The sequence below is a fragment of the Streptomyces cyaneofuscatus genome, assembly GCF_042718795.1.
In the GTDB taxonomy this organism is placed as follows: Bacteria; Actinomycetota; Actinomycetes; order Streptomycetales; family Streptomycetaceae; genus Streptomyces; species Streptomyces cyaneofuscatus_A.
In genome coordinates this window covers 170,618-193,275 of record NZ_JBHXOX010000014.1, presented here as the reverse complement: position 1 = coordinate 193,275, position 22,658 = coordinate 170,618, and the positions used below count along the sequence as shown (strand labels likewise).

The window sequence follows — 22,658 nt, the reverse complement described above, 5'->3', positions numbered from 1 at the left end:
GGGGCGGGCGCCGCCGAGAAGAGGTAACTACGGAGTGACGGCGAAGTGGTTCAGGATCGCCGTGGCCAGATCCTGGTCTCCCTCGGCCTTGATCCGGTCGGCCACCGTCGCCGGACGGACCCGGCCGCAGGCGAGGCGTACGTACGTCTCCCAGTCCATCGAGAGCGTCACGTCCGGGCCCAGCGACGGCGAACCGTCTATCGAGCCGCGGCCCTCCGCGTCGACCCGTACCGTCCGCAGGAACTCCACCGGACCGTGTACGTCCAGCACCACCGCCGAGTTGGCCGGCGCGCCCGCGTCCTTCGCGACCACCTTCGGCAGCGCGGCGAGCAGGACGTCCCGGGTGATGTGCGCGCCGGGGGAGTCCAGGTTGCCCGGCTGGCCCAGCGTCGTCCGCAGGTCCTGCTCGTGCACCCAGACGTCGAAGGCCCGCATGTTGTACGCCACTTCGAGGGTCTGCTCGGCGCCGAGGGGTGCGCGGACCGTCGTCTCGGGGGCACGGGACTCGTTGCGGAGCTGCCGGGCGCGGCGGATGAGGACGTACTCCAGCTCGGACGTCATCTCCGGAGCGGTGTGGTGGCGCCGGACGTCGACCTGCATCTCCATGTAGCGCGCGAAGTCGCTCTGTACGTGGTAGAGGTCGCGCGGCAGCGTATGGATGGGCCGCGGGTCGCCGAGCATCTCGCACTCCATACCGATGACGTGCGACACGATGTCCCGCACCGACCATCCGGGGCACGGCGTGCGGCGGTTCCACTCCCCTTCCGCGAGCGGCTTGACCAGATCGGCTATCGCTTCGATGGAGTGGGTCGCGGAGTCGGCGTAGGTCTGGAGGCTGGGATGGACGGTCACGGGACCCCTCGGCGGTTCTTCGGTGCATGGGCTGGAGAGCAGGGTGTGCCGGCGGGCGGGCCGGCACGGACGACGCTGTCGTGGGCTGCGGGCTGCGGGCTGCGGGCTGCGGGCTGCGGGCTACGTGGAGGTTCAGTCGCCTAAGTTACGCTGCGAGCAGGCACCCCGGCAGTGCTTTCGTGTGACGATCGTAGGCCCGTGTTGACGGCTTGAATGCCAGGACGGTGGTAGTGTGCGCGCCTCCCTCATCCAGATCGCAGTAGACCCGGACGAATCCGTCGAGGCCCGCCGCGAGCGTGCGGCCTCCCTGGTGGTCGCCCAGCGCGGCTCCGACCTGGTGGTCCTTCCCGAGCTCTGGCCGGTCGGGGCGTTCGCCTACACCGTCTTCGAGCAGGAGGCCGAGCCGCTCCAGGGCCCCACCCACGACGTGATGGCGAAGGCGGCCGCCGAGGCCGGGGTCTGGCTGCACGCGGGGTCCTTCGTGGAGCGAGCGCCGGACGGCACTCTCTACAACACCGCGCTCGTCTTCTCACCGGACGGCGAGCGCTCGGCCGTCTACCGCAAGATCCACCGCTTCGGCTTCGACAAGGGTGAGGCGGTCATGATGGGCGCCGGCGAGGAGCTGGTGACCGTTGCCCTGCCGGAGACCACGCTGGGCCTGGCCACCTGCTACGACCTGCGCTTCCCGGAGCAGTTCCGCGGGCTCGTCGACGCGGGCGCCGAGACACTCGTCGTGTCGGCGGGCTGGCCCGAGCGCCGCCGCGCGCACTGGACGCTCCTCGCGCAGGCCCGCGCCGTCGAGAACCAGGCGTACGTCCTCGCCCTCGGCACCTCGGGCAGCCACGCCGACGTCCCGCAGGCCGGGCACAGCATCGTCGTCGACCCCTGGGGCGAGGTGCTCGCCGAGGCCGGTGCGGACGAGGAGATCCTGACCGTGGATTTCGACCCGGCGAAGGTCGGCGCGACGCGGGAGCAGTTCCCGGCGCTGAAGGACCGCCGTCTCGGGCTCGCGCCGCCGAGCATCTGAGCGTCGCTCGTTGTTTCACGTGAAACGCCCTGTTTCACGTGAAACAACCAACTCCCGCACCCGGCACAGCGATCAGTCCCCGCTCTCCTTGTCCGCCAGCACGATCACGCACATCGCCACGGCGATCAGCAGCGCGATGTCCGCGTCCTCCCGGACCACGTCGATGCCGTACGTGTCCCGGATCGTCAGCCAGCGCCGCGAGACCTGGGCCAGCAGCTCACCGTCGTACTCGATGGCGAACTCGCGGTCCAGGATCTTGCCGCTGACGTCCATCTCCGTACCGTCCACCAGGGTCACCCGGTAGTGGTTCCGGAGCAGCGAGAGCCGCTTGCGCTTGACCTTGGCCAGCTCCTCCCCGCCGCGCTCGATGAGCATCGTGTCGCGGAGGCTGACCAGCTTCTGCCGCAGCTCGACCAGCACCCGGCCGTCGGCGTCCTTCAGCTCGAAGGTGTCACGCAGCCGCATGGCCTTGCCGTCGACCAGGAAGACCTTGCGGCCCTCGGTGTCCTCGATCCAGTAGTCGTCACCGATGGAGAACAGCCGCTCACGTACGAGAAGTCTCATGCGACACAGGTTCCCCCGGCCCCCGGCGGAATGCGCGCAGGCGGGGTCGGTGTTGACTGGTGGCATGGCATCACGTGCACGGGTCCGCGCCCCCGAACTCATCGGCAAGGGCGGCTGGCTCAATACAGGCGACCGGCAGTACACCCTCTCCGAACTGCGAGGACGCATCGTCATCCTCGACTTCTGGACGTTCTGCTGTGTGAACTGCCTGCATGTCCTCGATGAGCTGCGGGAGCTGGAGGAGAAGCACCGCGACACCGTGGTGATCATCGGGGTCCACTCGCCGAAGTTCGTCCACGAGGCCGAGCACCAGGCCGTCGTGGACGCGGTCGAGCGGTACGAGGTCCACCACCCGGTGCTGGACGATCCCGAGCTGGCCACCTGGAAGCAGTACGCCGTACGGGCCTGGCCGACGCTTGTCGTCATCGACCCCGAGGGCTATGTCGTCGCCCAGCACGCGGGCGAGGGCCACGCCCACGCCATCGAGAAGCTGGTCGAGGAGCTGGAGGCCGAGCACGGCGCCAAGGGCACGCTCCGCCGCGGTGACGGCCCCTACGTGGCACCCGAGCCCGTCGCCACGCATCTGCGCTTCCCGGGCAAGGCGCTGCTCCTGCCCGACGGCGGCTTCCTGGTCTCCGACACCACCCGGCACCGCCTGGTCGAGCTGGACGCGGACGGCGAGACCGTACGGCGCCACTTCGGCACGGGTGAGCGCGGGCTGCACGACGGCGGCCCGGACGAGGCCCGGTTCAGCGAGCCGCAGGGGCTCGCCGTGCTCCCGGACGGCCGCATCGCCGTCGCGGACACCGTCAACCACGCGATCCGCGCCCTGGACCTCACGACCGGGGCGGTCACCACTCTGGCCGGGACCGGCCGCCAGTGGTGGCAGGGGACCCCGACCAGCGGCCCGGCCCGCGAGGTGGATCTCTCCTCGCCGTGGGACCTGGCCTGGTTCGGTGACCGGCTGTGGATCGCCATGGCGGGCGTGCACCAGCTGTGGACGTACGACCCCGAGGCCCAGGCCGTACGGGTCGCCGCCGGGACCACCAACGAGGGCCTGGTCGACGGGCCCGCCGCCGAGGCCTGGTTCGCCCAGCCGTCCGGGCTCGCGGTCTCCGCCGACGGCGAGCGGCTCTGGGTCGCCGACTCCGAGACCTCCGCCCTGCGCTGGGTCGACCGGGACGAGCACGTGCACACGGCCGTCGGCACCGGCCTCTTCGACTTCGGCCACCGCGACGGGGCCGCCGCCCAGGCGCTCCTCCAGCACCCGATCGGCGTGACCGCGCTGCCCGACGGGTCCGTGGCGGTCTCGGACACGTACAACCACGCCCTGCGCAGGTACGACCCCGCGACCGACGAGGTCACCACGCTCGCCACCGACGTCCGCGAGCCCAGCGACGCGGTGCTGGTCGACGGCGACCTGGTCGTCGTCGAGTCCGCCCGCCACCGCCTCACCCGCCTCCGGCTGCCCGAGGCGGCCGTACGCGTCGCCGAGCAGGCGCACCGTACCCAGCGCGCCGCCACCGAGATCGCCCCGGGCACGCTCCGCCTCGACGTCGTCTTCCAGGCGCCGGCGGGCCAGAAGCTGGACACCCGGTACGGGCCCTCGACCCGGCTCCTGATCTCCGCCACCCCGCCCGAGCTGCTGGCCGAGGGCTCCGGCGCGGGCACGGACCTCGGGCGCGACCTGGTCCTCGCGGACGGGGTCACCGAGGGCGTGCTGCACGTCTCCGCGATGGCGGCGTCCTGCGACGACGACCCGGCCAACGAGTACCCGGCCTGCCACGTCCACCAGCAGGACTGGGGCGTCCCGGTCCGGGTGACGGCTCAGGGAGTGGCCCGGCTGCCGCTGGTGCTGGCAGGCATGGACGACGAGCAGGGCTGACGTCGCATCGACCGCCGGGCGGGCAAGGAACCGCTCGACCGGCGGGCAAGGAAACTGCTCGACGGGCGGTCAAGGAACTGCCCGGCAGACAAGGACGCTGCCGGGCCGGCAGGAACACTGCCGGGCGGGCAAGGCATCAGCCTTGCCCGCCCCGGTCAGTGGTAGCGCTGCTGGTCGTCCTGGACGACCGTGGTGGTGGGCGGCACGATCATGCGCCGACGGCGCGCGATGCTCATGTAGACGAAGACCCCGATGAGGCCGACGAGCATCATGATCCAGCCGACCAGGTCGACATTGACGGTGTCCACCTTCCAGTCGGTCGCGAACGCCAGGATCGCGCCACCACCGATCAGAAGAATGCATCCTCCGAGCCCCATGATTCCCGCCTCCTCGACGGTCCGGTGTATCCGGATCGTGTACGGGGCGGATACCCGCCCCGGCAACAACCATGTCCGAGGCGGTCGTTGAGAGTGGTTGTCAGTCCGTCAGGAACGCCGTGAGCGCGTTGGCCAGCAGATACGGGTCGTCGGCGCCGCACAGTTCACGCGCACTGTGCATGGAGAGGATCGCGACCCCGATGTCCACGGTCATGATGCCGTGCCGGGCCGCGGTGATCGGTCCGATCGTCGTGCCGCAGGGCATCGAGTTGTTGGAGACGAACGTCTGCCACGGCACGCCCGCCTTCTCGCAGGCGGCGGCGAACACCGCGCGGCCGCTGCCGTCGGTGGCGTACCGCATGTTGACGTTGACCTTGAGGATCGGCCCGCCGTTGGCGACCGGGTGGTGCGTCGGGTCGTGCCGCTCGGCGTAGTTGGGGTGCACGGCGTGGCCGGTGTCGGAGGAGAGGCAGACCGTTCCGGCGAAGGCGCGGGCGCGGTCCTCGTACGTACCGCCCCGGGCGAAGACCGAGCGCTCCAGCACCGTGCCCAGCAGCGGCCCGTCGGCCCCGGTGTCGGACTGGGAGCCGTTCTCCTCGTGGTCGAAGGCGGCCAGGACGGGGATGTAAGGGAGTTCGCCGTCGGGCAGTCCGGCGACGGCGGCCAGGGCGGCGGTCGCGGCGTGCACGGAGAGGAGGTTGTCCATCCGCGGCCCGGCGACCAGCTCGCGGTCCCGGCCCAGGTAGGACGGCGGCTCGATGGCGTGCGGCATGAGGTCCCAGCCGGTGACGTCCTCCGCGTCGACGCCCGCCTCCTCGGCGACGAACCGGATCAGGTCACCCTCGGCCACCTCGCCGAGACCCCAGATCGGCTGCATGTGGCGCTGCCGGTCGAGCTTGAGGCCGTCGGTGTTGGCCGACCGGTCCAGGTGCACGGCCAGTTGGGGCACCCGCAGCAGCGCCCGGTCGATGTTGACCAGCCGGTCGGTGCCGTCCCGCAGCGAGATCCGGCCGGCCAGGCCCAGGTCCCGGTCGAGCCAGGTGTTCAGCAGTGTGCCGCCGTAGACCTCGACGGCGACCTGCCGCCAGCCGTGCGACCCGGTGTCGGGCAGTGGCTTCACCCGCAGGTTCGGGGAGTCGGTGTGCGCGCCGACGATCCGGAACGGGGTGTGCGCGGCCGCGCCCTCCGGCACGTACCAGGCGATCATGGCGCCGCCGCGGAGCACGTACTTCCCGCCGGGGCTCGCGTCCCAGGCGGCGGTCTCCTCGACCTGGCGGAATCCGGCCACCTCCAGCCGGGCGGCCGCGTTGGCCACGGCGTGGTACGGGGACGGGCTCGCCGCCAGGAAGGACATCAGGTCATCGGTGTGCGCACGGTCGAACCGGTGGCGAGAACTCATGGTCTTCACTGTATCGAGGGACCCGCGTCCGGAATCCGGTGACGGGTGGGGGTGGTGCCCGATGTCTACAACCCGCTGATACGACAGCGCCGCCACCCGGACGAATTCCGGGTGGCGGCGCTGGTTGACGAAACAGGCGAGCGGTTCCTTAGAAGGACGCCTCGTCCAGCTCCATCAGCGAGTTGTCGACGTTCTCGGCGAGCGCGCGCTCGGCCGAGACGCCCGGCAGGATGTTCGCGGCGAAGAACTTCGCGGCGGCGATCTTGCCCTGGTAGAAGGCCACGTCCTTGGCGGAGGCGGTCGGCAGCTTCTCGGCGGCCACGGTCGCGCCCTTGAGGAGCAGGTAGCCGACGACGACGTCGCCGGAGGCCATCAGGAGGCGGGTGGCGTTGAGGCCCACCTTGTAGATGTTCTTGACGTCCTCGCCGGTGGCGGTGAGGTCGGTGATCATCGTGCCGACGATCGCCTCCAGGTCCACGGCCGCCTTGGCGAGCGAGTCCAGCGCGGGGGCCAGCTCCTCGTTGCCCTGGGCGCCCGCGAGGAACTTCTTGATCTCCTCGGAGAGCGTGTTGAGCGCGACGCCCTGGTCGCGGACGATCTTCCGGAAGAAGAAGTCCTGGCCCTGGATCGCCGTCGTGCCCTCGTAGAGGGTGTCGATCTTGGCGTCCCGGATGTACTGCTCGACCGGGTACTCCTGGAGGTAGCCGGAGCCGCCGAACGTCTGGAGCGACTGCGCGAGCTGCTCGTAGGACTTCTCGGAGCCGTACCCCTTCACGATCGGGAGCAGCAGGTCGTTGAGGCCGTTCAGCGCCTTGGCGTCCTCGCCGGCGGCCTCCTTCTCCTGGATCGCGTCCTGGACGGTGGCCGTGTACAGCACGAGGGAGCGCATGCCCTCGGCGTACGCCTTCTGCGTCATGAGCGAGCGGCGCACGTCGGGGTGGTGCGTGATGGTGACCTTGGGCGCCGTCTTGTCCATGAACTGCGACAGGTCCGTGCCCTGGACGCGCTCCTTGGCGTACTCCAGCGCGTTCAGGTAGCCCGTGGAGAGGGTGGCGATGGCCTTCGTGCCGACCATCATCCGGGCGAACTCGATGATGCGGAACATCTGGCGGATGCCGTCGTGCTTGTCGCCGATGAGCCAGCCCTTGGCGGGGTGGCGGTCGCCGAAGGTCATCTCGCAGGTGTTGGAGGCCTTGAGGCCCATCTTGTGCTCGACGTTCGTCGCGTACGCACCGTTGCGCTCGCCCAGCTCACCGGTGGTCCAGTCGAAGTGGTACTTCGGGACCAGGAAGAGCGAGAGGCCCTTGGTGCCGGGGCCGGCGCCCTCGGGGCGCGCCAGGACGTAGTGGAGGATGTTCTCGGACATGTCGTGCTCGCCCGAGGTGATGAAGCGCTTCACACCCTCGATGTGCCAGGAGCCGTCGTCCTGCTGCACGGCCTTCGTCCGGCCGGCGCCGACGTCGGAGCCGGCGTCCGGCTCGGTCAGCACCATCGTCGAGCCCCACTGCTTCTCGACGGCGATCTCCGCGACCTTCTTCTGCTCCTCGGTGCCCTCCTCGAAGAGGATGCCCGCGAAGGCGGGACCGGAGGAGTACATCCACACGGCCGGGTTGGCGCCGAGCAGCAGCTCCGCGTAGCCCCAGATCAGGGAGCGGGGCGCGGTGGTGCCGCCGATCTCCTCGGGCAGGCCCAGGCGCCAGTACTCCGAGTCCATGAAGGACTGGTACGACTTCCTGAAGCTCTCCGGGACCGGTGCGGTGTTGGTCTCCGGGTCGAAGACCGGCGGGTTGCGGTCGGCGTCGGCGAAGGAGTCGGCGAGCTCGTTCTCCGCGAGGCGGACGATCTCCTCCAGGATGCTCTTCGCGGTGTCGACGTCCATCTCCGCGAACGGACCGGTGCCGTACAGCTTGTCGCGCCCGAGCACCTCGAAGAGGTTGAACTCGATGTCGCGGAGATTCGACTTGTAGTGCCCCATGGGAAGGCTCCGTAATCAATAGCAGTGGCGCACAGCGCCCCGGGGAGTGATGCGGGTCGGGCGACAGGCAGGCGGCGGTACAGCGGTTCGGTGCAGCGTTCGGTACAGGCGGACGCGGGTGTATCAGCTGACCTCTACGATGATGCTACCCGTCAGTAATAAGGCGCAACCCCTCAAGCCGTAGATGTGTCCGATTACTCTTTGCAGCATGTACGGCTACGACCAGAACCCTGGTGCTCAGCAGCAGATGGGTCAGATGGGCCAGATGGGGCAGATGGGCGGCGGCTACGGCGAGCAGCCGCTGTATCCCGAGCCCTCCCCGCCCTCCCTGGCCGACGCGGTACGGGCCTTCACCACCGGCTCCCTCTCCGCCGAGGACTTCCAGCAGATCTTCGCCACGTCGAAGGTCTACTGCCCGCGCGGTGACAACCCCGGCTTCCTGGCGCTGCACAACACGCAGCAGCCCGTGATCCCGATGTTCACGACCCTCAAGGAGTTGCGGCTCTACGCGGGCAAGGAGTCCAAGTACTTCGTGATCACCGGCGCCGAGGTGATCGACCTGCTCCCCACGGGATACGGCTTCGTCCTGGACATGGAGGGCGACCACCGGATGGTCTTCGACGCCAAGGCGGTCGAGCAGATGGTCGACTTCGCGATGCGGCGGATGTACGGGTAGGGGTTCCGGGTCCGTGCGTCGCTGACCTGCGGACTTCTTGTACGGGTGAGGGCCTGCGCCACTTCCGGCGCGGGCCCTTTGTGCTGCCGGGAGCGCCCCGAGGGTGCGCCGGGAGCGCCCCGAGGATGCGCCAGGAGCGCCCCGCGGGGTGCCTCGGGAATGCCGCACGCCTTGCGGGATGTTCATCATTCAACTAAATTCTTTCCAGCAGACTCGCCCGGAGGTGGCTCCCATGCCCGCAGTGACCGTCGACAACCCGCTGACCCTGCCCAAGGTGGCCGCTTCGGGTGACGCCGTGGCCCGCCCCGTGCTCGCCGTCACCACGGCGCCGAGCGGATTCGAGGGCGAGGGCTTCCCCGTCCGCCGCGCGTTCGCGGGGATCAACTACCAGCACCTCGACCCGTTCATCATGATGGACCAGATGGGTGAGGTGGAGTACGCCGCCGGCGAACCGAAGGGCACGCCCTGGCACCCGCACCGCGGCTTCGAGACGGTCACGTACCTGATCGACGGCTCCTTCATCCACCAGGACTCCAACGGTGGCGGCGGCACCATCGAGAACGGCGACACCCAGTGGATGACCGCCGGATCGGGGCTGCTGCACATCGAGGCGCCGCCGGAGTCGCTCGTGATGTCCGGCGGGCTCTTCCACGGTCTCCAGCTCTGGGTGAACCTGCCCAAGGCCGACAAGATGATGAACCCGCGCTACCAGGACATCCGCGGCGGCGAGGTCCAGCTCCTCGCCTCCCCGGACGGCGGCGCGCTGCTGAGGGTCATCGCCGGTGAGCTCGACGGGCACCAGGGCCCCGGCATCACCCACACCCCGATCACGATGATCCACGCCACCGTCCGGCCCGGCGCCGAGGTGACCCTGCCCTGGCGCGAGGACTTCAACGGGCTCGCGTACGTCCTGGCCGGGCGTGGCACGGTCGGCCAGGAGCGCCGGCCCATCCGCCTCGGGCAGACCGCGGTGTTCGGCAGCGGCGGCTCGCTGACCGTCCGCGCGGACGAGAAGCAGGACGGGAACACCCCGGACCTGGAGATCGTCCTCCTCGGCGGTCGCCCGATCCGGGAGCCGATGGCGCACTACGGGCCGTTCGTGATGAACAGTCAGGCCGAGCTGAAGCAGGCCTTCGAGGACTTCCAGGCCGGCCGGCTCGGCACGGTCCCGGCGGTCCACGGCATGTGACAGCACGGCGCACGGTCCGCCCGATGTCCTTTATGACGATCCGTCACCCGTACGGTGGCGGCGGGCGGGCCGGTCGACGTACGCCGTGATCGGGTGGGAGGGTGCCTGCTTCCAAGCCCCTCCTGCCCGACGGCGCCCGCCGTGCGGCCGCCTGGTGCGGTGTCGTCCTGCTGGTCGTGGGCGTCGCCGCCGTCGCGATCTGGCTGGTCGTCGCGCTCAAGACCGCCGTCACCCCGGTGCTGCTCGCCCTCCTCGGCACCGCGCTGCTCGGCCCCGTACACCGCTGGCTCATCGCCCGCCGGCTCAACCGGTCGCTGGCCGCCGGGCTGACCTGTGCGGCGCTCGTCGCGGTGGTGGGCGGCGCCGGGTACATCGTGGTCACCGCCCTCGTCGACTCCGGCGACCAGATCGTCCGCTCCCTGAAGGACGCCGGGCAGTGGGTCGTCGACCACCTGGACATCGGCGGAAACACCGACGTCGACAGCCTCGCCGAGAACGCCAGGAACCTGGTCGAGAAGTTCGGCGCGAGCGCGGCGGGGGGCCTGCTCAGCGGGATCAGCCTGGTCGGCACGCTGGTGGCGACCAGCGTGCTCGCGCTGCTGCTGACCTTCTTCTTCCTCCGCGACTCCGACCGCGCGGTGGACCTCGCGCACGCGGTGGCCCCGCGCGGGACCGGTGACCTGGTGGAGGCGATGGGGCGCCGGGCGTTCGAGGCCGTCGAGGGCTTCATGCGCGGCACCACGTTCATCGCGCTGATCGACGCCGTGTGCATCACGGTGGGCCTGCTGATCCTGGACGTGCCGGGGGCGGTGGGGCTGGGTGCGCTGGTCTTCGTCGGCGCCTACATCCCGTACCTCGGCGCCTTCCTCTCCGGCGCCGTCGCCGTCCTGGTGGCGCTGGCGGACCGGGGGTTCGTGATCGCGCTGTGGGCGCTGGGGGTGGTGCTCGCGGTCCAGGTGCTGGAGGGCCATGTGCTCCAGCCGGTGATCCAGAGCCGTACGGTGCAGATGCACCCCGCGATGATCATGATCGCGCTGACGGCGGGAGCGAGCGTGGCCGGCCTGATGGGCATGCTGCTGGCCGTCCCGATGTGCGCGGCGGCGTTCGGCGTCCTGGGCGAACTACGCAGGCGCCATTCCAGCCCGTCCGGCGTCTGAGGACGGAACCCTCACGACGGAGACCCCGCACCTAGACATCCGCCCCACCCGCCTCGTACAGCTCGAACCAGATCGACTTCCCCTCCCCCCGCGGATCCACCCCCCACGCGTCCGCCAGCATCTCCATCAGCACCAGCCCCCGCCCGCTGGACGCCATCTCCCCAGGACGCCGCTTGTGCGGCAGCTCGTCGCTCGCGTCGGCCACCTCCACCCGCAGCCGCCGCTCCCCCCGCTCCCCGGAGACCTCCGCCACCATCAGCGCGTCGCCGTCCGTGTGGACCAGCACGTTGGTGGCCATCTCCGAGACCATCAGGACCGCCGAGTCGACCTGCTCGGGGTCCTTCCAGTCGTGCAGCAGCTCCCGTACGAGCTGGCGGCCCACCGAGATCCGCTCGGGCTCGGCCTGCGCGATCGTCAGGACGCTGCGGCGCATCGGCGTCTGCGGCGCCCGCACCCTCTCCCGCCGCAGCACCAGCACCGCGATGTCGTCCTCGCGGCGGTCGGCGAGCGGCCCGGTCGTGTAGTGCGAGGTCGGCCCGTGCACGGCCTGGACCAGGGCGTCGGCCATCTCCTCCAGGTCCTCGGTGGGCTCCTCCAGGACCGGGCGCAGCCTGCCCCAGCCGGTGGCCATGTCGTGGCCGCCGGTCTCGATGAGGCCGTCCGTGCAGAACATGATCGTTTCGCCGGGTTCCAGGTCGACCCGGGTGGTGGGGTAGTCGGAGTCCGTCTCGATGCCCAGCGGCAGCCCGCCCGCCGTCTGGCGGATCACCGCGGTGCCGTCGGCGCTCACCACCACCGGGTCGGGATGGCCCGCGCGGGCGATGTCCAGAGTCCCGGTCTCCGGGTCCACCTCCGCGTACAGGCAGGTCGCGAAGCGCGGCGCGGAGAACTCGTCGTCGCCCGCCACGCCCTCGTACGCGTCGGTCAGCCCGGCGAGGAAGCGCGAGGCCCGGGCGAGGACCGCGTCCGGGCGGTGCCCCTCGGAGGCGTACGCGCGCAGGGCGATGCGGAGCTGGCCCATCAGCCCGGCGGCCCGTACGTCATGGCCCTGGACGTCACCGATGACCAGCGCGATCCGGCCGTTGGGCAGCGGGATCATGTCGTACCAGTCGCCGCCCACCTGGAGCCCGCCGCCGGTCGGCACGTACCGCGCCGCCACCGTCATGCCCGGGATGTCGGGCCCCAGCGTCGGCATCATCGAGCGCTGGAGTCCGAGCGAGAGCTCCCGCTCCGTCTCCGCGACCCCGGCCCGGGCCAGCGCCTGGGCGAGCATCCGGGCGACCGTGGAGAGCACCGCGCGCTCGTCGGGCGAGAACCCCACCGGATGCTGGAACCCGGCCATCCACGCGCCCATCGTGCGGCCGGAGGAGACCAGCGGGAGGTACGCCCAGGACTGCCGGCCGAAACGCCGGGCCAGCGGCCAGGTGGCTGGGTAGCGGCGGCGGTACTCCTCGGGGGAGGGGAGATAGATCGCGCGGCCGGTGCGGACCACCTCGGCGGCCGGGTAGTCGGTGTCCAGGGGCATGTCGGTGAACGGGTCCTCCTCGCCCGGGCTCTGCCCGTGGTGGCCGATGATCGTCAGCCGCTCCCCGACGGAGCCGAAGACCGCGAGCCCGTCCGGCGAGAACCCGGGCATGGAGAGCGACGCGGCGACCCGCAGCACCTCCTCCGTGGACCGGGCCTCCGCCAGCGCCCGCCCGGCGTCCAGCAGGAAGGCCTCCCGGGACCTGCGCCAGTCGCCGGTGATCGGCGTGTGGGCGGCGTCCGTGGAGCCCAGCTGCGGCTCGGCGACCTCCTGGAGCGTGCCGATGAGCAGGTAGTTCTCCCGGTCCCCCTCCGCCGCGACGACCGGCTTGGAGCGGCTGCGCACCGTACGCAGCACCTTGCCCCGCTCGTCCACGATCCGCAGCCTGGCTTCGGCCAGGGTGCCCTCGGCGACGGCCAGGTTCACGACCCCGTAGATCTCGTTCCAGTCGACCGGGTGGAAACGGGAGCGCACCGCCGCCTCCCGGTAGCTGCCGGGCTCGGCGGGCAGGCCGAGCAGCCGGGCCGCCTCCGCGTCGAGCGTGACCGTGCCGGCGGCGTTGTCCCAGCGCCACAGGCCGGTCGCGATCGCGGCCAGGACTTCCTCGGTGCGCATTGCCCCACTTTAGGAAGATGTGCTCTCCGTACGCCACCGAGGGGCGGCCGAGTGCGGGCCCGCGCCGGAGCGGGCGGTAAAGGGAAATGAAGAGGTGCGGCGCCGGGCGGTAGCCTGGGGTGGCTCATTCGACCCCCAACCGCGAAGACTGGATGAACGACGATGCATCGGTACAGGTCCCACACCTGCGGCGAGCTCCGCGCCTCTGACGTCGGCACCGACGTCCGGCTGAGCGGCTGGCTGCACAATCGCCGAGACCTGGGTGGCATCCTCTTCATCGATCTGCGCGACCACTACGGTCTGGTGCAGCTCGTCGCCCGTCCCGGCACCCCCGGCAACGAGGCCCTGGCGAAGCTGACCAAGGAGACCGTCGTCCGGATCGACGGCAAGGTGTCCGCGCGCGGCGCCGAGAACGTCAACCCGGAGCTGCCGACCGGTGAGATCGAGATCGAGGTCACCGAGGTCGAGGTGCTCGGCGAGGCCGGCCCGCTGCCCTTCACGATCAACACCGAGGACGGCGTCAACGAGGAGCGGCGCCTGGAGTACCGCTTCCTCGACCTGCGCCGCGAGCGTATGCACCGCAACATCCTGCTGCGCTCGGCCGTGATCGCCTCCATCCGCTCCAAGATGGTGGCCCTCGGCTTCAACGAGATGGCGACCCCGATCCTCACCGCGACCTCCCCCGAGGGCGCCCGTGACTTCGTCGTCCCGTCCCGGCTGAACCCCGGCAAGTTCTACGCGCTGCCGCAGGCCCCGCAGCAGTTCAAGCAGTTGCTGATGATCTCGGGCTTCGACCGCTACTTCCAGATCGCGCCCTGCTTCCGCGACGAGGACGCGCGTGCGGACCGTTCGCCGGGCGAGTTCTACCAGCTCGACGTGGAGATGTCCTTCGTCGAGCAGGAGGACGTCTTCCAGCCGATCGAGAGGCTGATGACCGAGCTCTTCACCGAGTTCGGCAACGGCCGCGAGGTCACCTCGCCGTTCCCGCGCATCCCGTTCCGCGAGTCGATGCTGAAGTACGGCAACGACAAGCCGGACCTGCGGGCCAAGCTGGAGCTCGTCGACATCTCGGACGTCTTCGCCGACTCCGGGTTCAAGGCGTTCGCCGGCAAGCACGTGCGCGCGCTGCCCGTCCCGGACACGGCGGGCCAGTCCCGCAAGTTCTTCGACGGCCTCGGTGAGTACGCCGTCGAGCACGGGGCCAAGGGCCTGGCCTGGGTGCGCGTGGGCGAGGACGGCACGCTGGCGGGCCCGATCGCCAAGTTCCTCACCGAGACCGACGTCAAGACGCTCACCGAGCGCCTCTCGCTGGTCCCGGGCCACGCGGTCTTCTTCGGCGCGGGCGAGTTCGACGAGGTCTCCAAGATCATGTCGGTCGTCCGGGTCGAGGCCGCCAAGCGCGCCGGCAACTTCGAGGAGGGCGTGTTCCGGTTCTGCTGGATCGTCGACTTCCCGATGTACGAGAAGGACGAGGAGAGCGGCAAGATCGACTTCTCGCACAACCCCTTCTCGATGCCCCAGGGCGGCCTGGCCGACCTGGAGGAGAAGGACCCGCTGGACATCCTCGCCTGGCAGTACGACATCGTCTGCAACGGCATCGAGCTGTCCTCGGGCGCCATCCGTAACCACGAGCCCGAGCTGATGCTCAAGGCCTTCGAGATCGCCGGGTACGACCGCGAGACCGTCGAGCACGAGTTTGCGGGCATGCTCCGCGCGTTCCGCCTCGGCGCCCCGCCGCACGGTGGCATCGCCCCGGGCGTCGACCGCATCGTGATGCTGCTCGCCGACGAGCCCAACATCCGCGAGACGATCGCCTTCCCGCTCAACGGCAACGCCCAGGACCTGATGATGGGCGCGCCGACCGAGCTGGACGAGTCCCGGCTGCGCGAGCTGAACATCCAGCTCCGCAAGCCGGTCGCCGCGAAGGGCGCGAGCACGTCGGAGAAGCCCGCCGACAAGTAGTCCGTACGGTCCCGCTCTGCGGATGTTTCACGTGAAACAGCCCCCGATCACCTGATCGGGGGCTGTTTCGTTACGGGGGCGCGCGAGCCGGTGACCGGCGGGCGACGCGGTACAGCCGGATGGCCCCGGTTCGGATTCGACGGCGCCGGGTGCGGCAAGGACTGGCACCGAGATACCTCTCTCGTACGAGCCCCTCTCTCGTACGAGCCCCTCTCTCGTACGAGCCCCCCTCTCGTACGAGCCCCCCTCTCGTATCGAGACACCCCTCTTGCGCCGCGCGTACCGCCCCAGCCGGAGCGTCACGCCGTCCGCCGTCCGCCGTCCGCCGTCACCCGAGGAGCCCGCCACCGTGTCCGTCCCGCTCCGCCTGCCCGCCCTGCTCACCGCACCGCTCCTCGTCCTGGCCCTGCTGCTCACCGGCTGCGCCTCCTCCGGTCCCGTGAAGGCACCCGTAGGGGCCCCGGGGCAGGGCGCCGCGGGCCCGGAGTCCGACGCCGCCTCCGTACTGCGCTCATCGCCCTCCGCCGAGGCGGCGCCGAGCCCCGCGGAGATCCCGGGCCTCGGGCCGCAGACGCGGGCGGAGATTCCCGAGGAGGCCCGGCAGGCGTTCGTGGTCACCGGGGAGGACGAGGACGCCAACCGGTCCAGCGCGGTGCTGTACAGCCGCGAGGACCCCGCGGAGGGATGGGTGCCGGTCGCCGGTCCGTGGGACGCCCACAACGGCATGGAGGGCTGGACCGACCACCATGTGGCGGGCGACCTGAGGTCCCCCAGGGGCGTCTACTCCCTCACCGACGCGGGCGGCCGCCTCCCCGACCCGGGCGCGCTGCTCCCGTACGACGAGCACCCCCGGTTCGCGGTGGACGGCGTGGGCTTCTTCGGCGAGCCGCTGGAAGGCTCCTTCGACTACGTCGTGGCGATCAACTACAACCGCACGGAGGGCGTCACCCCGCTCGACCGCACCCGTCCTCTCGGCCTCGAACGCGGCGGCGGCATCTGGATCCACGTCGACCACGGCGGCCCGACCCAGGGCTGCGTCTCCATCCCGGAGGAGCGCATGGAGGAGCTCCTGCGCACCCTGGACCCGGAGATGGACCCGGTGATCGTGATGGCGGACGCGGAGACGCTGGGGCGGTGAGCGCCGGTCCGTACGCTGAGGACGATCCCCGGTGCACGTGATCCGGTGTGCCCCAGCGCAGGAGGAGACCGTCGTGAGCAAGGGCAGGGACCGCGTCCTGACGCAGGACGTGTTCGAGGAGCTGTCCCGGCATGCCCAGCGGATCGAGGAGGCGCCGTGGCTGGAGTTCGTGCACGGGAAGCTGGGTGTCAAGGCGCCGCCGGACGGGAATCGCGGGCGGATCATCGCCTGGCTGACGCGCCTGTGCATGCAGGCGGACCCGGACCGATGGCTCTACGCCAACCAAGGGCTGCGGATCGGGACCGACCGGGAGGGCAATGCCCGGCCCGACGGCAGCTTCGCCCCGAGCGGCACCTTCGCAGGCCAGGGTGAATGGGCCGGCCCCGACGGCGTCCTCATGGTCGTCGAGGTCACCTCGTACGACGAGGACACCGACCAACGTGACCGCGTCGAGAAGCCGCGGGCGTACGCCGAGACCGGCATCCCCGTCTACCTGCTGATCGACCGGGACAGCTGTGAGGTGAAGGTCCACTCGCAGCCCGACGGCGTGCGCTACGAGCAGGTCGTGACGGTGCCGTACGGGAAGTCCGTCACTCTCCCCGACCCGGTCGGGATCGGGCTGGACACCGAGCCGCTCAAGAACTGGACGCGCTGACCCGACGCCGTACGCGTACGGCAGGAGCCCGGGACCACATGCGGTGGTCCCGGGCTCCTGGTGTACGTACTACGCCGGCTTCTCCTCCAGGCGCGGGAACAGCACCGCGCCCTTCGTCACCGTCGCGCCTGCGGGCAGGATGCCCCACGTGCCCGCGTCCTGGACCTTCTGGTCGGCCAGCGCGCCCAGGGACTCCTCGGCGCCCAGGGACTCCCACAGGCTCTGCGAGGTCTCCGGCATCACGGCGTTCAGCAGGACCGCGACACCGCGCAGCGACTCGGCGGCCGTGTAGAGGATGGTCGCCAGGCGGGCCTGGCCCTCGGGGGTGGTGTCCTTGGCCACCTTCCACGGCTCCTGCTCCGTGATGTAGCCGTTGACCTGCTTCACGAAGTCGAAGATCGCCAGGATGCCGGACTGGAAGTCCAGCTCCTCGCCGATCTTCTGGTCGGCCGTGGCGACGGCCTTCGCCAAGCCCTCCTGCACGGCCCGCTCGGCGTCACCGGCGGCCGCGGCCTCCGGCAGCGCGCCGCCGAAGTACTTGCCGACCATCGCCGCCACGCGTGAGGCGAGGTTGCCGTAGTCGTTGGCCAGCTCGGAGGTGTAGCGGGCGGAGAAGTCCTCCCAGGAGAACGAGCCGTCGCTGCCGTACGCGATGGCCCGCAGGAAGTACCAGCGGTACGCGTCCACGCCGAAGTGCGAGGTCAGGTCCTGCGGCTTGATGCCGGTCAGGTTCGACTTCGACATCTTCTCGCCGCCGACCATCAGCCAGCCGTTGGCGACGACCTTGCCGGGGAGCGGCAGGCCCTGCGCCATCAGCATCGCGGGCCAGATCACCGTGTGGAAGCGGAGGATGTCCTTGCCGATCAGGTGCACGTCCGCCGGGAACGTACCGTCGAACTTCTCCTGGTTGGCGCCGTAGCCCACGGCCGTCGCGTAGTTCAGGAGCGCGTCGATCCAGACGTAGATGACGTGCTTGTCGTCCCACGGGACCGGGACGCCCCAGTCGAAGGTGGACCGCGAGATCGACAGGTCCTGGAGGCCCTGCTCGACGAAGTTCACGATCTCGTTGCGGGCCGACTCGGGCTGGATGAAGCCCGGGTTCGCCGTGTAGAACTCCAGCAGCTTCGGGCCGTACGCGCTGAGCTTGAAGAAGTAGTTCTCCTCCTTGAGGAGTTCCACCGGCTTCTTGTGGATCGGGCAGAGCTTCTGCCCGGCGAACTCGCCCTCGCCGTCGAGCAGATCGCCGGGGAGCTTGTACTCCTCGCAGCCCACGCAGTACGGGCCTTCGTACCCGCCCTTGTAGATCTCGTCCTTGTCGTACAGGTCCTGCACGAACTCCTGCACACGGTCGGTGTGCCGCTTCTCCGTCGTCCGGATGAAGTCGTCGTTCGCGATGTTCAGATGCTCCCAGAGGGGCTTCCACGCCTCTTCCACGAGCTTGTCGCACCAAGCCTGGGGAGTGACGTTGTTCGCCTCGGCCGTGCGCATGATCTTCTGACCGTGCTCGTCCGTGCCGGTGAGGTACCACACCTTCTCGCCGCGCTGGCGGTGCCAGCGCGTGAGCACGTCGCCTGCGACGGTCGTGTAGGCGTGGCCCAGGTGAGGAGCGTCGTTGACGTAGTAGATGGGGGTCGAGACGTAGTACGCCGTCGCCCCCTGCTTCTCGGATCCAGTGGCCGCCATGGTCGAAATCCTAACGGTCGGTTGAAGATCCACTCACATCGATAAACCTCGCTCCAGCAGGGCTCTCCGGTGGAGCGGCCGGTAGAGCCGCCGGTGGAGAGCTTTGCGAAACATGCCTTCCCGTAATGGTTCCCCCAGGAAAGTCGCATCCTGGGAGGGAGCGGACAAGCGTGTACGAGGCAGGGGACATCACCATGCGGGTACTGGTCGCCGAGGACGAGGAGATCCTCGCGGAACTGGTCGCGACGGGGCTGCGCCGGGCCGGCTTCGCGGTCGACACCGTCTACAGCGGGGACGCGGCCCTCGCCTACCTCGGGCTGCACGACTACGACGTCGTCGTCCTCGACCGCGACCTCCCGCGCGTCCACGGCGACGATGTGGCCCGCCGCCTGGTCGCCTCCGGTTCCCGTACGCGGATCCTGATGCTGACCGCCTCCGGCACTATGGAGGACCGGGTCGCCGGGCTCGACCTCGGCGCCGACGATTACGTCAGCAAACCGTTCGAGTTCCCCGAGCTGGTCTCCCGGGTCCGCGCCCTGCGCCGCCGCAGCGCCAGACCCGTACCGCCCCAGTTGGAGCGCCACGGCATCCGGCTCGACACCGTACGGCGCTCCGCGCTCCGTGACGGCCGGGAGCTGGACCTGTCGCCCAAGGAGTTCACCGTGCTGCAACTGCTCCTGGAGGCGGACGGCGGGACGGTCAGCGCGGAGGAGCTGCTGGAGCGGGCCTGGGACGCCAACGCCGATCCTTTCACCGGTGCCGTACGCGTCTGCATGAGCAAACTCCGCGCCAAGCTCGGTGAGCCCGCCCTGATCCGCACCGTCCAGGGTGTCGGGTACGCCCTGTGAAGGGCCCGGTCCGGTTCCGGTTCCTGCTCAGGTTGTGGTTGCGGCGGCTGGTGGAGGCGTCGACGCTGCCGCACTCGACGATCAGGACGCGCATCGCCCTCGTGTACGGCGGGGTCTTCCTCGTCCTCGGCACGGCCCTGCTCGCCACCGTCAACGTGGCCTCCCGTGCCGGTACGGACTCCGAGGCGCGTGCCATCGCCTCCTCCGCCACCGTCGTTCCGCCCGGGTACACCGTCAACGGCCCGTTCATCGCCCGCAGCTCGGTCGGCGCTCCCACCGCCTACGAACTCACCGACCACGTCAGCGACGCGGCGAGCAAACAGCACATGTACTGGTCCGTCGCCGCGCTCCTCGTGATGACGGCGGGCGCGGTCGGCGTGGGCTGGTGGATCGCCGGCCGGGTGCTGCGGCCCGTGCACGCGATGACGGCGAAGGCCCGCCGGCTCTCGGAGCGGACGCTGCACGAGCGGATCGCCTCCAGCGGCCCCGACGACGAGCTGAAGGAGCTGGGCGAGACGCTGGACGCGCTGCTGGCCCGGCTGGAGAAGGCGTTCGACAGTCAGCGCCGGTTCATCGCGAACGCCTCGCACGAGCTGCGGACCCCGCTCGCCACCCAGCGCGTGGCGATCCAGGTGGGGCTGGACGACCCGACCCCCGAGGACCTCGTCCGCACCCGGCAGACGCTGCTGGACACCAACCGGCGCAGCGAGCGGCTCATCGAGGGGCTGCTCGTGCTGGCCCGCAGCGAACGGGGGCTGGCCGCCGACGAGCGCGAGGACATCCGGTTCGACCGGGTGGTGGCGGAGGAGACGACCCGGAGGCCTGGCGCGGACGGCCGTCCTCCGGTGAGGGTCGCGGTGGCGGACTGTCCGGTGCGGGGCAACCGGATGCTGCTGTCGCAGCTGGTGTCGAACCTGGTGGCCAACGCGGTCACGTACAACGTGCCGGGCGGTTCGGTGGACGTCTCGCTGACCCGTGACGGCGCGCTGGTGGTGCGTAACACCGGCCCGGTGGTCTCCGAGGCCGATATCGCGGAGTTCTTCGAGCCGTTCCGGCGGGGCGAGGGGCGCGACCGGATGGGCCCGGGGTCGGGCCTCGGGCTGTCCATCGTGCGGTCCATCGCGGTGGCGCACGGCGGTACGGTCACGGCGGTACCGGGCCCGGGGGGCGGCGGTCTCGCCGTGACCGTACGGCTGCCGGTCGATCAGCCCTCGGTACGGGCCTCGCGCGCCGCGATCCAGGCCGGGAGCCCGGCGAGGATGGCGCGGTAGAGCTCGGCGTCCGCGATCTCGCGCGGGGCCGGGCCGGCGTGGAAGAAGGCGGCGTTGGGTGCGCCCAGCCTTCGCAGGAACTCGAAGCCCTTCCCGTCCTGCTCGCCGAACGCGACGAACTGGAAGAACAACGGCAGCCGCGCCGCTTCCGCCAGCGCCTGGCGGGCGAGCTGCTTGGCGTCCGGCGGGCCGTCCGTCTGGAAGATCACCAGAGCCGGGCCGGCGTCCTGCGCCTTCTCGTGGTGCGCGACGATCTCCTCGACCGCGCGGTGGTAGTTCGTCCGGCCCAGGCGGCCGAGGCCCGCGTTCAGCTGATCGACGCGGCCCTCGTGGGCGGCCAGCTCGATCGTGCCGGTGCCGTCGACGTCGGTCGAGAAGAAGACGACGGGCACGGTGGCGTCGGCGTCCAGGTGGGCGGCGAGGGCCACGGCGCGGTCGCCCAGGTGCTGGGCGCTGCCGTCCCTGTAGAAGGGCCGCATGGAGCCCGAGCGGTCGAGCACCAGGTAGACGCGGGCGCGGAGCCCGGTCAGCCCGTGCGCCTTGAGCGCCGCCTGCGCCGCCTTGTACGGGGCGACGAGCTGGGGCGCGCGCTGGGTGACGCGGGCGAGGGGGGTGGCGGGCTTGGCGGCGGGGGTTGCCTTGGGGGGCTCGGGGGTGGTGGGGATGGCCGCCGCCGGTTCGGGAGTCGCGTCGGGCGTCGCCTCGGTGGTCGCGGAGGCTTCGTTGACCTCGGTGGGGGCGACGGCCTTCGGGGCGGCTTCCGGCGCGGGGGCTGCTTCCGCTTCCGCTTCGGGCTTGGCCTCCGGCTCCGGCTCCGGCGCGGCCTGGGCTTCCGGCGCGGCGGCCGGCTCCGGGTCGAGATCGAGGTCGAAGTCGATCGTGATCGGGGCCGGCACGGGGGCAGGTTCCACGACCGGGGCCGGTGCGGGCTCTTCGGCCTTGACGGGCTCGGCGATGGGCTCGTCGGCCTTGACGGGCTCCTCTGCCTTCACCGGCTCCGCGGCCGGCTCCTCCACCGTGACCGGCTCGACCACGGGCTCCGGGACGGCCTCCCTGGCGGTCTCCGCCTTCGGCTCGACTACGGGCTCAGCCACGCTCTCCGCGACCGGCTCGGCGACGGGCTCCGCCTTCGGCTCGGTGACCGGCTCCGCCTTCGGCTCGGTGACCGGCTCCGCCTTCGGCTCCGCGACCGGCTCCGCCACGGCCTCCGCCTTCCGCTCCGCGACCGGCTCCGCGTCCGGTCCCGAGCCCTGTGCGGGCACGGTCGGTGTGGGAGAGGGCGTCGTCGGGGAGGTGGCCGCTTTGTCGAAGGCCGCTGCCACCAGGTCCGCGGCACCGGCGTCACTCTCGGTGGTCTCCGCGACGGGCGAAGCGGGGGCCGGGATCGACGCCTTCGGCTCCGACGGCTTCGGGTCGGACGGCTCCGTCTCCGACGGGGGACCGGCCGCCGAAGTGGTCTCCGGCTCCGGCTCCGTGGACTGAGTGCGCTCGGCCTGGGGCGGGACGGTGGCCGTGGTCGGCTCGTCCTGCTCCGTGCGGCCGAACACCTTACGCAGCAAGCTCCGAATGCCCATGGGCGAGGCCTTTCGCATGAGTTGGGTGCGGGGAATGTCCGACCTGGGCGATTTCATCCCTGGCCAGGACGGATACGTAAGGTTAGCGGCCGGATCCGGCCGTTCGCCGGTCCGGCCCACCCCTGCGCCAACCGAGCCGAAACCGATCCCGGACCGAGCCCGGCGCGGTGTCCGCGTACGGCTTCAAGGGAACAGCGGTGGCCCGGACTTCACTCCCCGTTCACCGGGAGTCCCTCGGACCGCGTGCGGGCGCACCTACCGTCACGCACGACACACCGACGGAGGG

Annotated in this window: 18 protein-coding genes; 10 read left to right on the top strand and 8 right to left on the bottom strand. The window is 70.8% G+C overall.

The window, feature by feature from the left end; all coding sequences use genetic code 11:
• Window positions 1-27: 27 nt before the first annotated feature.
• A complete protein-coding gene (locus ACFWRT_RS18395; protein ID WP_380949608.1) occupies window positions 28-852 on the bottom strand; it encodes a maleylpyruvate isomerase family mycothiol-dependent enzyme in 825 nt (274 codons plus the stop codon).
• A gap of 232 nt (window positions 853-1,084) precedes the next feature.
• Between ACFWRT_RS18395 and ACFWRT_RS18390 the strand changes: the two genes are divergently transcribed.
• Window positions 1,085-1,879, top strand: coding sequence for a carbon-nitrogen family hydrolase (locus ACFWRT_RS18390; RefSeq protein ID WP_380949609.1), 795 nt, complete (start codon window positions 1,085-1,087; stop codon window positions 1,877-1,879).
• A gap of 72 nt (window positions 1,880-1,951) precedes the next feature.
• Here the strand turns inward: ACFWRT_RS18390 and ACFWRT_RS18385 are convergent, their stop codons facing one another.
• On the bottom strand, window positions 1,952-2,443 hold the full coding sequence (locus ACFWRT_RS18385; RefSeq protein ID WP_380949610.1) for an LURP-one-related/scramblase family protein: 492 nt from the start codon (window positions 2,441-2,443) through the stop codon (window positions 1,952-1,954).
• 64 nt (window positions 2,444-2,507) lie between these two features.
• On the opposite strand from ACFWRT_RS18385, the gene ACFWRT_RS18380 reads away from it, so the two are divergent.
• The gene (locus ACFWRT_RS18380) at window positions 2,508-4,328 is read left to right on the top strand and encodes an NHL domain-containing thioredoxin family protein (protein ID WP_380949611.1); all 1,821 of its coding nucleotides are present in this window, start codon (window positions 2,508-2,510) and stop codon (window positions 4,326-4,328) included.
• Window positions 4,329-4,483: 155 nt separating this feature from the next.
• On the opposite strand, the gene ACFWRT_RS18375 is transcribed toward ACFWRT_RS18380, so the two are convergent.
• The 3 genes from ACFWRT_RS18375 to ACFWRT_RS18365 form a co-directional block, all read right to left on the bottom strand.
• On the bottom strand, window positions 4,484-4,705 hold the full coding sequence (locus tag ACFWRT_RS18375) for a DUF6458 family protein (RefSeq protein WP_380949612.1): 222 nt from the start codon (window positions 4,703-4,705) through the stop codon (window positions 4,484-4,486).
• A 100-nt stretch (window positions 4,706-4,805) separates the two neighbouring features.
• Window positions 4,806-6,104, bottom strand: a complete 1,299-nt coding sequence (locus ACFWRT_RS18370; RefSeq protein WP_380949613.1) for a M18 family aminopeptidase — start codon at window positions 6,102-6,104, stop codon at window positions 4,806-4,808.
• A 148-nt stretch (window positions 6,105-6,252) separates the two neighbouring features.
• Window positions 6,253-8,079: an acyl-CoA dehydrogenase gene (locus ACFWRT_RS18365; protein WP_380949614.1), complete on the bottom strand. Its 1,827-nt coding sequence runs from the start codon at window positions 8,077-8,079 to the stop codon at window positions 6,253-6,255.
• A gap of 208 nt (window positions 8,080-8,287) precedes the next feature.
• On the opposite strand from ACFWRT_RS18365, the gene ACFWRT_RS18360 reads away from it, so the two are divergent.
• The 3 genes from ACFWRT_RS18360 to ACFWRT_RS18350 all read left to right on the top strand — a co-directional run bounded on the left by ACFWRT_RS18360 (window position 8,288) and on the right by ACFWRT_RS18350 (window position 11,101).
• Entirely contained in the window at window positions 8,288-8,755 is a 468-nt protein-coding gene (locus ACFWRT_RS18360) for an SseB family protein (RefSeq protein ID WP_007447855.1), read from the top strand.
• 232 nt (window positions 8,756-8,987) lie between these two features.
• Complete coding sequence (locus tag ACFWRT_RS18355; RefSeq protein ID WP_380949615.1) at window positions 8,988-9,944, top strand: pirin family protein; 957 nt, start codon at window positions 8,988-8,990, stop codon at window positions 9,942-9,944.
• Window positions 9,945-10,045: 101 nt separating this feature from the next.
• A complete protein-coding gene (locus ACFWRT_RS18350) occupies window positions 10,046-11,101 on the top strand; it encodes an AI-2E family transporter (protein WP_380949616.1) in 1,056 nt (351 codons plus the stop codon).
• A gap of 31 nt (window positions 11,102-11,132) precedes the next feature.
• On the opposite strand, the gene ACFWRT_RS18345 is transcribed toward ACFWRT_RS18350, so the two are convergent.
• Entirely contained in the window at window positions 11,133-13,241 is a 2,109-nt protein-coding gene (locus ACFWRT_RS18345) for an ATP-binding SpoIIE family protein phosphatase (RefSeq protein WP_380949617.1), read from the bottom strand.
• Between the two features lie 162 nt (window positions 13,242-13,403).
• Here ACFWRT_RS18345 and aspS point away from each other — a divergent pair, with 162 nt between their 5' ends.
• From aspS to ACFWRT_RS18330, 3 genes are all read left to right on the top strand, one after another.
• Window positions 13,404-15,203, top strand: coding sequence for an aspartate--tRNA ligase (gene aspS / locus ACFWRT_RS18340; RefSeq protein ID WP_380949618.1), 1,800 nt, complete (start codon window positions 13,404-13,406; stop codon window positions 15,201-15,203).
• Between the two features lie 349 nt (window positions 15,204-15,552).
• Window positions 15,553-16,341 (top strand): L,D-transpeptidase family protein, encoded by a 789-nt coding sequence (locus tag ACFWRT_RS18335; RefSeq protein WP_380949619.1) that lies wholly within the window; start codon window positions 15,553-15,555, stop codon window positions 16,339-16,341.
• 73 nt (window positions 16,342-16,414) lie between these two features.
• Window positions 16,415-16,996: a Uma2 family endonuclease gene (locus tag ACFWRT_RS18330; protein ID WP_380949620.1), complete on the top strand. Its 582-nt coding sequence runs from the start codon at window positions 16,415-16,417 to the stop codon at window positions 16,994-16,996.
• A gap of 69 nt (window positions 16,997-17,065) precedes the next feature.
• On the opposite strand, the gene metG is transcribed toward ACFWRT_RS18330, so the two are convergent.
• Window positions 17,066-18,679, bottom strand: coding sequence for a methionine--tRNA ligase (gene metG, locus ACFWRT_RS18325; protein ID WP_380949621.1), 1,614 nt, complete (start codon window positions 18,677-18,679; stop codon window positions 17,066-17,068).
• 194 nt (window positions 18,680-18,873) lie between these two features.
• Between metG and ACFWRT_RS18320 the strand changes: the two genes are divergently transcribed.
• Complete coding sequence (locus tag ACFWRT_RS18320; protein ID WP_026237833.1) at window positions 18,874-19,527, top strand: response regulator transcription factor; 654 nt, start codon at window positions 18,874-18,876, stop codon at window positions 19,525-19,527.
• Entirely contained in the window at window positions 19,524-20,798 is a 1,275-nt protein-coding gene (locus ACFWRT_RS18315; RefSeq protein ID WP_380949622.1) for a sensor histidine kinase, read from the top strand. Before ACFWRT_RS18320 ends, ACFWRT_RS18315 begins: the two co-directional genes overlap by 4 nt.
• On the opposite strand, the gene ACFWRT_RS18310 is transcribed toward ACFWRT_RS18315, so the two are convergent.
• Window positions 20,732-22,372: a VWA domain-containing protein gene (locus ACFWRT_RS18310; RefSeq protein WP_380949623.1), complete on the bottom strand. Its 1,641-nt coding sequence runs from the start codon at window positions 22,370-22,372 to the stop codon at window positions 20,732-20,734. The genes ACFWRT_RS18315 and ACFWRT_RS18310 overlap by 67 nt on opposite strands.
• Window positions 22,373-22,658 lie beyond the last annotated feature (286 nt).